The sequence below is a fragment of the Chamaesiphon sp. VAR_48_metabat_135_sub genome (genome assembly GCF_031418915.1).
Taxonomy (GTDB): Bacteria; Cyanobacteriota; Cyanobacteriia; order Cyanobacteriales; family Chamaesiphonaceae; genus Chamaesiphon.
On sequence record NZ_JANOJV010000062.1, the window covers coordinates 16,150 to 28,101 of the forward strand.

An 11,952-nucleotide genomic window follows, 5' to 3' on the forward strand; every position below is an offset into this window, starting at 1 on the left:
ACTATCAAGCAAATTGTCAGCACAACATAAGGTCTCATACCTTGGGGATAACTGGTTATGTCGATCTTATACTACTTGCGAAGGTCATAACTAATCTATAACCTTAGAGAAAACTGACCAGCTTCATACTATGAAGGATACCAATAAGAGGCAACCCTAATCTATTTAACTAGATTTTGGAATTACTAATCGCATTCCACTTTTGCGACGATCGGTATCACCTGCATAGCGAGGAATAATATGAATAGTAGCGTGGTTCATGGCTTGTCCCGCAGCTTTGTTGATATTCATCCCTACATTAAACCCGTCGGGTTGAAATTCCTTAGTTAAGATTTCCTGGACTTTATTCGCCATCAACCAGCAGGCAGATTGTTCTTTTAATGGTAGTTCAAAATAATTGCTAATATGTTTTTTTGGAACGATTAAGACATGTCCTTTACTGAGGGGATAACCATCGAACATTGCATAGGCGGTGGCCGATTCTGTCAGCAAGTTTATTTTGCGATGGGGATTGCAGAAGATACAATTATTCGGTGAATTCCATTGGTGGTTATAATGGACGTATTCATAGATCTCACAGTAGTCATTAAGCTGAATCGATTTGAATGGCAGCTTGACAGTACATTGGTAAGTTGGCTTCTTGTGAATGTAATGTTCGCGAAATCCTTCCTTTTTTAAATCTCGTCTGACTGCATAGTATGCCTTCCCACCAGGTTTGAGCAGATGAGCGACATTCATTAACGCATCAGCTTGTTCTTCGGGCATTAAAACATTTAACACATAGCCACAAAAGATCGAATCAAACTTCCCCTCAGGATAGGTCGGAAAATAATATGGATCGTAGCCACTAATATCTAATCCCTTCTGTCCCAAAAATTTTACGTCATTTCCCAATCCACAACCGAAATCGAGGATGCGACCTTTGAGTAAATTTTGACATAATAAAAATTGAACGGGTGATGATAATTTAATTCGATCGATCGCGGTGAGATGACTGAATTTATTTGCTTGTCTCCGCATGATCTCGGGATTGGGATATTTTATCGGTTACTGCTATTATTCCCGTATTAGAATGGCGGATGTACAATCGCACTAAGCAGTAACGCTACGGCTCAAAACAACATATGACGTATTTATTAGCAGGCGATCTCGGTGGTACAAAAACGCTGCTGAGACTGGTTAAAGCAGATTCACCAGATCGATCGGAATTCGAGCAACTATATAAAAGTCAAGAGTATACTAGCTTAGTGTCGATCGCCCAGAAATTTTTGGCAGCAGCTCAAACCCATCTGGGGATTGAAATCCAGATCCAGATTGCCTGTCTCGCCATCGCTGGAGCCGTCATCGATCGAGCATCCTATTTACCCAATCTCGATTGGCATATTAACGCTGATGGACTCCAGCAAGCACTAAAAATTCCCCATGTTGAATTAATCAACGATTTTGCCGCAGTTGGCTATGGCATTGCTCAATTGCCCCCAGCAGACCTCCACACCCTCCAAACTGGACAAGAGCGACAAAATGCCCCAAAAGCAGTAATTGGGGCTGGTACAGGTCTAGGCGAAGGCTTACTGATTCATAATGGGACAGACTATCAAGTAATTCCCACCGAAGGCGGACATACAGATTTTGCAGCTCGATCGATCCAAGACTTTGAATTTGTGCAATACTTATGTCGCCAGCTACAGATCGATCGCATCTCCAACGATCGAGTCATTTCTGGGCGCGGAATTGTGGCAATGTATCAATATCTGCGCGATACTAGCAACCTGTCCGAAAATCCTGAGATTGCTAGTGTAGTTAAACTCTGGGAAGCCCAAATCGAAAAATTAGTCGATCCTGCCGCGCTAATTTCTGCAATGGCGATCGCCAAAACCGATCCACTCTCCCAAGCTACCATGCAAATGTTTATCTCTGCTTATGGTGCCGAAGCCGGAAATCTCGCTCTGAAAATTCTCCCCTATGGAGGACTGTACATCGCTGGTGGCATCGCTGCCAAGAACTTACCTCTACTCACAGACGGTACTTTTCTTGCGGCATTTAATCACAAAGGTAGAATTAGCGATTTAATGGGTAAGATACCTGTACGTGTAATTCTCAATCCTCAAGTTGGTCTGATTGGTGCTGCGGCACAAGCAGCTAGGTTGGGCTTTGGACTTTAGGAATCGACCTCTGGTTCTTTAACAATATAAATGTACTTAATGCGACAGTTTCCTGGAAACTATCCTGTCAAACTCTGAGTCTAGGGATGTATGAGCTTATGGGCGATAAAAATTCTAAAGTATTAAGATTGTCAATGCGAGAAACATTAAAAAATAATAAAGGTTATACTATCGTAAAGTGGTGCTAATAAAAGGAGGGCTATGTTTCTTAGACTAGCAAATCAACATCGAGAATTCGTCAAAGACCTAGTTATGAGTCTTCAGGCTCTAGCTACTGTCCTAGAACGGCGTGGGTATGAGGCTGCTTGCTATACCTGTGGAGACCAGATGAACAGTGCAAACTTCATGGTAAGTTTGGCTCCGAATCATTTGATCCGGTTTTTGGTATCTGACTATGGGATTACCTGGACGGAATTGCGCGACGATCGCGAATTAATGAAACTAGAAGGTGCAGAGGCAATCGGCCAACTGCAAGAACTTGCCGATCTACTCAAAGTTCAACTTCAGTCGAATGCAAATGTGCTGGTTGGCTAATCGCAACGGATTGACTCGACCATCAGAGTCTCCATTTCGCCTGTAAAGGTTCGCCAGCCTAGGTACATCAACGAGTTAACTATTTCACAATGGGTGAGTTAATCACTGGGTGTTGACCGTAGAAAGGCAATGCCATTGACCAATGCGGACGATCGCCTCGATCGTTAGCAATTCGCGCTAAAGCCTGCACTCCCACGACCGTATCGGCAAGATTAGCCGATTGAGGGATAACGTGGTGATGTTCGGGGTTGAAAACGGCTAATTGGGTGTCCCAATCAGCAGCCGAAAACACTGTTTCGGGCAGGATCGTAGTTAATTCCTGACAATTGTCATTCAGATTGTAAACGGCTCCAAAGACTTCGCCGCGTTGAGCGGGCATCGAAATGGCGATAGAGCCTGTCTGCTGCCATTGCCACGCGATCGCCGCTAAACTAGAAATTGTAAATACAGGCAAGTTTAACTGTTGTCCTAAGGTACGGGCTGTCACTACCCCCAGACGGGTACCCGTGAAGCCCCCAGGCCCATTTGCAACAGCAATCCAGCCTAGATCTTGCCAGGTTTGGGGACTGAGGAAATCTAATAAATAGGGATGGAGATAATTAGACGTTTCTCGCCCCAAATCCCATGTTTGGCAACGTACATCATCTACATTACTACTAATCGCTAAACCCAACGCAGGGCTACTGGTATGCAGTGATAAACCGTATTTCATGAGTTGGTGGATGGTGAATAGTGGACAGTAAATAGTGTAGGATTACGCTAGATCCCCGACTTCTGGCGAGAAGTCGGGGATCTGTCTTCTAGCTTCTAGCTTCTCGATCTGCTAAGTCCAATATTTAACCATTTGCAGTATGTCCATTGCCAAGAGACTAAAAAAATCGCAATAACCCGCGATCGTGGGGAAGGAGATAGGATAACAGAAATACATTTGCAAGAAATCGGAATCTATAACTATGACTTCTGCCGATGATGGATCTAATTCTAACCCTAATTCTCAGACTCAAACACTGCGATCGAAATATCTCCAGACGATCGAGGAAATTGTGACGCGGATTTTGACGGGGAGACAGATTATCTCCAAGGAGTATATTTATCAAATCTTGGTGGAAAAGATTGAGTTGGGGACGAGCGAAATCTTTGAAGGTTGTCTGAGCGAGACGGTGCAAGGGATCGAACGAGAAATTGCCAGTCAGCCCGACGAGGTGAAACAAGCCAAATTAAAGCATAAACTCAATGCTCTCGCCTGGATTCAGACAGCATTGAGTAATGTTCAAGACGAACGCCAAGCTGTAGCCGCTGTCAATGCAACGATCGATCGCATCGTTACCGCCGAACCCCAGGAACGGTTAAATACTCTACTCCAAGCACTCGATCCCAATCAGGAGCGCAAATTCGATCGATCCCAGCTTCAACTGATGATTAAATCGCTCCAGTCGGTGGCAACTGTCACGCTCCAACCCGCAGATTTCGAGCAATTACGCCAATTATCCCACGGACTCGATCGAGGCTTAAATACGCTCCCAGCTCTAGAACCCCATCTAGTGAGTTGGATTTATGAAAGTGGACAACAAATCGGATTTGGCGGAGCTACAGAGAACGGCCCTTGGTCGCTGTGGGCGCGACAAGTCACCAAACCACTAATTCAGTCATTATTTAAGACGATCGGTCTTCAGCAGTCAGTTTCCGACCTTGCAGCAGCTCAGGGCAGTGGGGATGAGGGGGAGTGGACAGAACTTGCAATTATATTGCAAAGTATTCAAACTGCTTTAGTAACTTGGTTCGACGCACAAATGTACGATCGCGCCTGGGGACAGCGGATGGCTTTTAGTACGCTGATTACGTTTGCGGCAATTTGGTGCGAATTGGCAAATGGGATCGCCAGAGCGACGGGGATTAATACTAACCATCGCGATGCAATTGCCAAAGCCTGTTTTCAGGTGACGCTGCAAATTCTCCGCACCGCTGCGCAACGTCCGAATTTTCCGCTCTATGGGGGAATTTTTGCCGCATTCTCTGGCGAAACCCTTCGCGATACCCTCTCTTATTTCGATCTCCCGCTCAAACAGGTAGCAGGTACTCAGGAGAAAGGGCGATTATTAACTATTTTAGGTTACTCACAGCAGACATTAGGCCAGATCGATCGAGCCATCGAACTCCACAAAGAAGCCTTGGAAATCGCCAATCGAGCGGGAGATCGCCCCTGTGAAATTGCCAATCTCAACCATCTGAGTCGAATTTCGATCGGTCAAAAAGATTATCCCGCAGCAATTAGTTACAGTCAACGCGCCCTAATTTTAGCGCGACAGACGGGTGATAAATTGGGTGAAGCCAATGCCCTGACTAACGTTGGCTACTCCGAAGTTCTATCGGCACACTCGATCGATCTGATGGATGAAGATATCTACGAACAGAATATCAGTTATCTCGATCGCGGGTTAAAACTTGCCGAAACCCTCGAAGATAAACAGAGTTTAGCCCTCTGCTATCATAGCCTTGGACTCGCCTATCTCACCATTCAACAACCAGAAAAAGCGATCGAATATCTCCAACAGGGTACCAAAGCCGCCCAAGCCGTTGGCGATTTATATCTTCAGGGACTCAATCTTACCTATTTAGCCGAAGCTTATCACAGCCTCCAGAAAAACGGCACTGCCGTCTTTTATAGTTGTCTGGCGATGTATCAGCTACATCAAATCGGTGCGAAAGAATGGCGACAGAGTGCGAGTTTAGCCACTGTCTTGCAGGGACAACTCGGACAGGAGCAGTTTAATGAATTCCTAATTAAGTATCGCCCGAATCTGCTCCCCGCGATCGGTGTTGATGGCTACGATTATCTACCCCAATTAATTGCTAAGTATTTGGATGGTGGAAGTTGATTTGTTTGAGGGGTGAAAAGGATAAAATAAAAGCTAGACTAACCAGGCAAAAGCCATGATTGCTCAACTCGGCACAGCCAGAATCAACCATGAATCGATCGTTACTTGGGAACCATTGCCCAAAGATTTTCAATTAGAGGACGATCCAGTGGAGAATGATGGACAACCTCTGTTAGCAGGGGCACTACGTGAAAGTTTAGAACTCAGTGGCTTGATCCAGCCACAGATGCTCATCGTCTCCAATTTTGGACTATGCGCGACGATTGACGGACAAATTGTGGTGAAGGCTCCTGATTGGTTGTATGTAGCCGCCACACAACCGACTGAATCAACTCGCCGAAGTTATACACCTCACGCTGAAGGCGATGTCCCTACCATCGTGATGGAATTTCTCTCTGATGTGGATGGGAGCGAATATTCTGTCAAGCGCACCTTTCCCCCTGGCAAATGGTTCTTTTACGAGCAAATTCTGCAAGTCCCAATCTACGTTATTTTCGAGCCAGAGAGCGGGTTATTAGAGTTTTATCAACGCCAAAACGAACGCTATGAGCTGGTGTTCCCCGATGCTGATGGACGACACTGGATTGCAGAAATGAATTTATTTCTGGGCACCTGGCGCGGTAATAAAGAGGGCAGAGCTGGCTATTGGCTCCGGTGGTGGGATGAGTCTGGAACGATTTTACCCTGGGCGATGGAGCAAATCGAGCATGAGCGTCAACAAAAAGAGCGATTGATGGATTATATTCGATCGCAAGGCATCGATCCAGATAATTTGCCATCCATTAACGATTAAAATAAGTCATAAGTGGTTTTTAAAAATGGCATAAAATTCGGCGTTGCTGAATGTCGTTAATTAATTTAGGGTAGGGGCAATTCATGAATTGCCCCTACCCTAAATTAATTAACTCCTAAAATTCAACTAGAACTAAAATGTCGATCAAACCTAGCATCAAAATAGTGCTTCTTCGCGCTATTGCACGAGCCGCATAAGGTTTGGAGGTTGCTAATATCGTTGGTACCACCTGTAGCTAGAGGAATGATATGATCGATCGACAATTTAGTAGTTTGTCCACAGCTTTGACACTGATGATTGTCTCGCTGAAATACATATTCTCGTACTTCTTTGGGAAAGCTGATTCGCTTTGATTTTTCTCTCATGTTATTCATAGATCCGTAGGGGCGGGTTTATGCGATTAATTCTGATGGTACTAAAAATCAACGTCCAAACCCGCCCAACCCCACTAGTTTTGTTCTGTCGCTTTTGCTGATGCCAATTCGTTCGATAGTTGTCGAATCTGATCTAATGAAGATAAATGAGTCATGACTGGCTTTTCTTGCTTTGCTACAGCTTCAGGTTCTTCAGGTATGAATTCAAAACACATTTTTAGCTTACCTTTTTGCCAACCTTTTCCATCAGGTTGTAAAAGGTTACAGCTTATGCCAGATAAAAGTGAATTATTAATTTTTTGATTATCTCTCTGTGCATCGAGTGCACTACCTTTGACAAATTTTGAAACCTTGTCCACCAAATATTCTCTAGAGTACCCTTGCTGGATTATTCCTGCTATCATACTCGTTAGTTTCTCTATAAATGCTGCTTGATCGATCGTATCTATACAATCTGCACTCGATCCTTTAAGCATTTCGAGAAGTTCGCTAAGTACAAAGGTGCCATGTAAATCAAGTATTTCTAATACTTCTGGATCGAGGCAACGAGCAACAGCATCTGAATCGGGAATTATTTGTTTGGATCGATCGATCATAATTTTATAATGGTTGAATATATTAGGCGTAGATGTATCGTGTTCGTCATTTGATTGATGGGGCGGGCGGGTTCGATTGTAGATTTTTGGTGCGATCTTTATTAATCGCATAAACCCGCCCCTACAGATCTAATTAACTTCCGCTAATCCGAAAGATGCTCGATCGACTGATGTGTTAGTGATTTTAGCTGTACTAGCTTGCTGGCGATCTAAAGAGAGTATTCCTTTAAATGCTTGATAAAAAGATCCACTTGTACTCGTAAAATCAGTTCGATCAAAACCTGTACAGTCTGAGTCTTCTCCATTTCTGTCTATATATAAAAAGCTACCATTATCCTCATAAATAGTCACAGTTGCACTACCATGTTTGAGCTGAAAATTGAACTTAATGAATTCACCTTCATCCTCATCTATACCAAAAGAGGTGTTAATCAATGATTGAGATTCACTCATATAAAGCAAGTCTTCGATAGTGCTATAGATACAGGTAATGTCAGGAACAACAAAAGCAGTACTCATAAATTAATTATTGTAATATTACTTTTATATAGTACCCAGTATAGAACTTCGATCGATCATCACGGCGATCGATCGAAACCCGTCGATTAATTACTATCCCCAGCCATAATCAACTCTGCCGAAACTCCAGCCGTATCATTAATCGGCAACAATAACAGCTCTGACTGATTAAGTGTAGGTAAACGATGCCTGTCTAACTGCATCGCTTCTAGACAGCTATTAATCCCCTCAATCGCCTCATTGAATACAGCAATCTGTTGTTCTACTTCTGCTAATTGCCGTTGATTTTGCCGAATCTTTTCTTCGGCTTCTTTTTCCAATGCTTTCGCCAAATAAGCACGAGCGCGATCGTATTGAGCGAGAATTTGTTCGGCTTGATGAGTGGCGCCAGGTAATAGTTGATTGTTGAGAGATTGATTGATGACTTGGCGGAACGATCGCATGACGGTATCGCGAACTTTTTCTTCAAAATCAATCTTTAATAGTTGCCGAATTGCTGGCTCTGCTTCAATCATATTATAGTGATCGTAACCGCGACAGGCTTGTTGGAGTGTTTGACGTAATTGGAAGAGAGAAGACGTTCCTTCAGTGAAAAATTCGGGACGTTCGCGCACATATCGATCGCATTCCACTCGCGCCGCATTTACTAAAGAGCTGGAAACAATAGTTTCTAATTGTTTGAGATTTTGTTCGATGCCGCTGTCGTTACCTAATAATCGATATAGATTGCGATAATATTCCTGTTTCTGAATTTGAGTATTTAACTGTTGGAAGAAGTTGGCGACTAATTCTTCAACGGCGGCGACTAAGACATCTTCTAAACCATTTGCTAAATAGTAGAATGCTTCACTCAAAATCCCAATTAAAGGAACGACTGAATTGCGGCGATGGCTGGCTTGTGCTTGTTGATGTACTTGACTAACGGAGAACCTAGTTAATAGTTCATCCAAACGACTCACCATTTTGGCTTTAAGTTTAGTGAAATCTGCCTCGAATGCAACGTTAGTATTACTGGCTGCAACTTCATTGACGATCGAATTAATATGTTCTTTAAACTCATCACCGACATCTTTAAGATCTTTACTCAAGAGCTGAAGTTCCTGCTCTTTGATTGCAGTGGCATCTTGGGGCTGTGCTTTGAGATGATGCCAAGTTTCTAAATAAGTGCGCCGCAGGCTGATACAGATCGGTTGGAGATCGTCGGCGAGATTGACTAATAATAATGGTCGTTTTTCTTCCATGAGATAGCGAGTGATGGCAGTCCGAAATTCTTCGATGCCGCTATCTTTTACCAATTGCTCGACTAATCCACTGCCCTGCTCGCCAAGAATTCGCAGGTAGTTTTCAGTCGCCGATTCATAGCTCCGTACATCTACCCGAAATTTGTCTCCTGACAATTTTCCAGAGCTGGAACAATAACGATTAAACTCATTGATAAATTGAGGAGTCTCGTCACTATCTGGGGTAACAGTTGCGGCGAAAAAGGAATTTAGCCCAAATCTGTCACTTGCATTCGTCTGGCGGAGTTGACTACCCCAAAATCCTAACAATCCGCTAGTTTTATAGACGCGCTGCGAATCGCGAAATTGTTCGCCAATGAGATTGTCTAGCCGCTGGCGCAATTGAGAATTGTACCAGGTTTCATCGATCCGATTGAAGATGTAGAAAACTCGATCTCGAACGCCAGGATTTTGACGAATTCGTTCGAGCATTTCGGTTTCTTCGCTCGTCATATCCCCCGATGAAGCTGGTTTCAAGACGCAGACGACTGCTGATGTATCAGGATTTTCGATCTTTGTATAAGTTAACTCCGCATCCCGTTTAACTGGCGCATCAATTCCAGGGGTGTCTACCAATACGTTTCCATCTTGAAGCAATGGATGATGGCAGTAATATTCTACCCGTCGCAACACGGCACTATTACTACCGCGCCGCGCATAACTGGCGGCTTCCTGGAGGTTTTTAAAATCAAATTGCTCCATCGACAGGGTACGATTAGTTGTTTTGTCGATGTACTTTTTATTATCGATAAAACCTTGAATGAGTAGCTTAAATGCTGAGGCTTGCTTGGCTCGCTCTGACTTGCTTTCGCCCCCTTCTTGCTGGATAATTGCGATACAAGAATCGCGGAGTGTATCCATCAAACTCTGTTCTTGTAATAGCAGATTTGCCTGTTGCGGATCGTGTAAATTTAATCCCAGCTTTTTACCCAGCAATTGCACCTGACTTAATACTTCGACTTCAGACAAAAAGGTGAGCACTACTCGCTCTTGCGCTGGCTCGGCGTAGGCAATTTGACACTCGGTGCCTGTGGCATGTCCTTCGGCACTATAGAGCAATTCTCGCTCTAGGAGGGCGTTAATTAACATTGATTTGCCAGCACTAAATGCACCCGCGAAGACGATTTCAAAGGTGGGGGCAATGGCTTTTTTGAGCGATGAGCGTACCGCACTGGTGTCTATTTGCGCCCGAAGGGTGGGTTCCTGCTGGAGTAGGTTGAGAACTGAATCTACCTGTGCTTGAAGGTTTTGGCACTGGGGTAGGGCGTTTGGGCGATGGTGAGGACTCATGTTCGGGGCTGAAGGTAATTTTGCTGAAGAGGGGCATAAAGATTACATCCCCACTAGCATTTAGATTACCCAAACTGTCACACGGAATTTAGCAAACGCCAATCTGTTGGAGGTGTTGCGTAGATCTTTACCCCACTCCAGCCCTCCCCTTTCTAAGGGGAGGGAGCCGGAAAGCCCCACCTTTCCAAGCTACTGTGTATACACAAGTTGGCTGGACTTCGTTTCTAGATCTAAATCCCCCAAACCCCCTTAAAAAGGGGGCTAAGAGTCCGATCTTAGTCCCCCTTTTTAAGGGGGATTTAGGGGGATTTCTAGGGTTTTCGCTTTATCCAGACTTGTGTATACACCGTAGCCTTTCCAAGGGGGGGGTTGGGGGGTAAACCCATTACAAACGAAGTCCAGTTGACTTATCAGTAAGCGTTAGCCTTCGCTTAGATACAGACTCATTACTTCCATAATCGATAACCGCGACTGTACGCCTAAATCTAGGGGTGAAATATGTCCTCGTCGGAGATGTTCCGCCGCAGCACAACCGATCATTGCGGCATTGTCAGTACAGTACTCCATCGGCGGAAACAACACTTTGATATTGCGCTGACTGGCAGCAGCTTGTAACGTCGCTCTCAATCCCCGATTCGCGGCGACACCACCACCGATGGCGATTGTATCTAAGTTATGGTCGATCGCACAAGCGATCGCGCGTTTGGTAAGCGATCGAGCGACACTATTTTGGAAACTCGCCGCAATATCCGCCACAGGCAATTCCTTCCCCTCAGCTTGCAATTTTTGCACCAACCTGAGTACCGCCGTCTTGACACCGCTAAAGCTGGAATCATAGGGATGAAAACCACCCCCAGGTAGCGAGATATTGCCCTCTGGCAGGGGGTAAAGCGTTGGATTGCCTTGAGTTGCCAATCGATCGATTGCTGGGCCGCCTGGATAGCCTAGATTCAACATTCGGGCTACTTTATCAAAGGCTTCTCCGGCTGCATCATCGCGAGTCGCTCCGAGTTCGGTATAGACTCCACAATCTTTGACATGAATCAGACTAGTATGTCCGCCCGATACCAACAGGCACAGAAAAGGTGGTGCCAATTCTGGCGCACTTAGATAAGATGCGTAAATATGCCCTTCCAGATGATGCACGCCCAAAAATGGTTTGTCGTGCAAAATCGCCAAAGTTTTCGCCGCACTCATCCCAATCATCAGCGCACCCACCAATCCAGGCGCGACAGTTGCCGCAATTCCGTCAATTTCTGCCCAAGTTATACCAGCCTCCTCAATCGCTTGGGCGATCAGATCCGTAATTATTAATAAATGTTGCCGCGATGCTACTTCTGGAACAACACCCCCATATTGGGTATGAATTGGGATTTGAGAGGCGATAATACTGCTGCAAACTTTACGATTGTTAACGATTGCTACCGCAGTTTCGTCACAACTTGTTTCAATTGATAAAACTGTTGTCATTAGCTGCTAATTTTAAATATGAAAATAGAGGTAAATAATTTGGCAACCGTCGTGGTGG

11 protein-coding genes are annotated in these 11,952 nt (G+C 44.6%); 4 read left to right on the plus strand and 7 right to left on the minus strand.

Going from position 1 to position 11,952, the window contains the following annotated elements; genetic code table 11:
* Nucleotides 1-165 precede the first annotated feature (165 nt).
* On the minus strand, nucleotides 166-1,020 hold the full coding sequence (locus RMO55_RS04995; protein WP_310424442.1) for a bifunctional class I SAM-dependent methyltransferase/HIT family protein: 855 nt from the start codon (nucleotides 1,018-1,020) through the stop codon (nucleotides 166-168).
* Between the two features lie 104 nt (nucleotides 1,021-1,124).
* On the opposite strand from RMO55_RS04995, the gene RMO55_RS05000 reads away from it, so the two are divergent.
* Both RMO55_RS05000 and RMO55_RS05005 read left to right on the plus strand, forming a co-directional pair.
* Nucleotides 1,125-2,162, plus strand: coding sequence for a glucokinase (locus RMO55_RS05000; RefSeq protein WP_310424443.1), 1,038 nt, complete (start codon nucleotides 1,125-1,127; stop codon nucleotides 2,160-2,162).
* Nucleotides 2,163-2,363: 201 nt separating this feature from the next.
* Nucleotides 2,364-2,696, plus strand: a complete 333-nt coding sequence (locus RMO55_RS05005; RefSeq protein WP_310424445.1) for a DUF1815 family protein — start codon at nucleotides 2,364-2,366, stop codon at nucleotides 2,694-2,696.
* Between the two features lie 79 nt (nucleotides 2,697-2,775).
* On the opposite strand, the gene tsaB is transcribed toward RMO55_RS05005, so the two are convergent.
* Nucleotides 2,776-3,408 carry a tRNA (adenosine(37)-N6)-threonylcarbamoyltransferase complex dimerization subunit type 1 TsaB gene (gene tsaB, locus RMO55_RS05010; RefSeq protein WP_310424447.1) on the minus strand — a complete coding sequence of 211 codons (633 nt, stop codon included), beginning with the start codon at nucleotides 3,406-3,408 and terminating at the stop codon, nucleotides 2,776-2,778.
* A 241-nt stretch (nucleotides 3,409-3,649) separates the two neighbouring features.
* Between tsaB and RMO55_RS05015 the strand changes: the two genes are divergently transcribed.
* Both RMO55_RS05015 and RMO55_RS05020 read left to right on the plus strand, forming a co-directional pair.
* Nucleotides 3,650-5,572 carry a tetratricopeptide repeat protein gene (locus RMO55_RS05015; RefSeq protein WP_310424449.1) on the plus strand — a complete coding sequence of 641 codons (1,923 nt, stop codon included), beginning with the start codon at nucleotides 3,650-3,652 and terminating at the stop codon, nucleotides 5,570-5,572.
* A 55-nt stretch (nucleotides 5,573-5,627) separates the two neighbouring features.
* Nucleotides 5,628-6,365: a Uma2 family endonuclease gene (locus RMO55_RS05020; protein WP_310424451.1), complete on the plus strand. Its 738-nt coding sequence runs from the start codon at nucleotides 5,628-5,630 to the stop codon at nucleotides 6,363-6,365.
* A gap of 122 nt (nucleotides 6,366-6,487) precedes the next feature.
* On the opposite strand, the gene RMO55_RS05025 is transcribed toward RMO55_RS05020, so the two are convergent.
* The 5 genes from RMO55_RS05025 to tsaD all read right to left on the minus strand — a co-directional run bounded on the left by RMO55_RS05025 (nucleotide 6,488) and on the right by tsaD (nucleotide 11,894).
* On the minus strand, nucleotides 6,488-6,730 hold the full coding sequence (locus RMO55_RS05025; protein WP_310424453.1) for an HNH endonuclease: 243 nt from the start codon (nucleotides 6,728-6,730) through the stop codon (nucleotides 6,488-6,490).
* 83 nt (nucleotides 6,731-6,813) lie between these two features.
* Complete coding sequence (locus RMO55_RS05030) at nucleotides 6,814-7,335, minus strand: KGK domain-containing protein (protein WP_310424455.1); 522 nt, start codon at nucleotides 7,333-7,335, stop codon at nucleotides 6,814-6,816.
* Nucleotides 7,336-7,464: 129 nt separating this feature from the next.
* Nucleotides 7,465-7,854 carry a hypothetical protein gene (locus tag RMO55_RS05035; protein ID WP_310424458.1) on the minus strand — a complete coding sequence of 130 codons (390 nt, stop codon included), beginning with the start codon at nucleotides 7,852-7,854 and terminating at the stop codon, nucleotides 7,465-7,467.
* Between the two features lie 86 nt (nucleotides 7,855-7,940).
* Nucleotides 7,941-10,424 (minus strand): dynamin family protein, encoded by a 2,484-nt coding sequence (locus RMO55_RS05040; RefSeq protein ID WP_310424460.1) that lies wholly within the window; start codon nucleotides 10,422-10,424, stop codon nucleotides 7,941-7,943.
* A 420-nt stretch (nucleotides 10,425-10,844) separates the two neighbouring features.
* The gene (gene tsaD, locus RMO55_RS05045; protein ID WP_310424462.1) at nucleotides 10,845-11,894 is read right to left on the minus strand and encodes a tRNA (adenosine(37)-N6)-threonylcarbamoyltransferase complex transferase subunit TsaD; all 1,050 of its coding nucleotides are present in this window, start codon (nucleotides 11,892-11,894) and stop codon (nucleotides 10,845-10,847) included.
* Nucleotides 11,895-11,952 lie beyond the last annotated feature (58 nt).

What these genes read in the sequence shown, in the direction of transcription:
- RMO55_RS04995 (WP_310424442.1), bottom strand. Translation starts at nt 1,020, where the DNA reads ATGCGGAGACAAGCAAATAAATTCAGTCATCTCACCGCGATCGATCGA.
- RMO55_RS05000 (WP_310424443.1), top strand. Translation starts at nt 1,125, where the DNA reads ATGACGTATTTATTAGCAGGCGATCTCGGTGGTACAAAAACGCTGCTG.
- RMO55_RS05005 (WP_310424445.1), top strand. Translation starts at nt 2,364, where the DNA reads ATGTTTCTTAGACTAGCAAATCAACATCGAGAATTCGTCAAAGACCTA.
- tsaB (WP_310424447.1), bottom strand. Translation starts at nt 3,408, where the DNA reads ATGAAATACGGTTTATCACTGCATACCAGTAGCCCTGCGTTGGGTTTA.
- RMO55_RS05015 (WP_310424449.1), top strand. Translation starts at nt 3,650, where the DNA reads ATGACTTCTGCCGATGATGGATCTAATTCTAACCCTAATTCTCAGACT.
- RMO55_RS05020 (WP_310424451.1), top strand. Translation starts at nt 5,628, where the DNA reads ATGATTGCTCAACTCGGCACAGCCAGAATCAACCATGAATCGATCGTT.
- RMO55_RS05025 (WP_310424453.1), bottom strand. Translation starts at nt 6,730, where the DNA reads ATGAGAGAAAAATCAAAGCGAATCAGCTTTCCCAAAGAAGTACGAGAA.
- RMO55_RS05030 (WP_310424455.1), bottom strand. Translation starts at nt 7,335, where the DNA reads ATGATCGATCGATCCAAACAAATAATTCCCGATTCAGATGCTGTTGCT.
- RMO55_RS05035 (WP_310424458.1), bottom strand. Translation starts at nt 7,854, where the DNA reads ATGAGTACTGCTTTTGTTGTTCCTGACATTACCTGTATCTATAGCACT.
- RMO55_RS05040 (WP_310424460.1), bottom strand. Translation starts at nt 10,424, where the DNA reads ATGAGTCCTCACCATCGCCCAAACGCCCTACCCCAGTGCCAAAACCTT.
- tsaD (WP_310424462.1), bottom strand. Translation starts at nt 11,894, where the DNA reads ATGACAACAGTTTTATCAATTGAAACAAGTTGTGACGAAACTGCGGTA.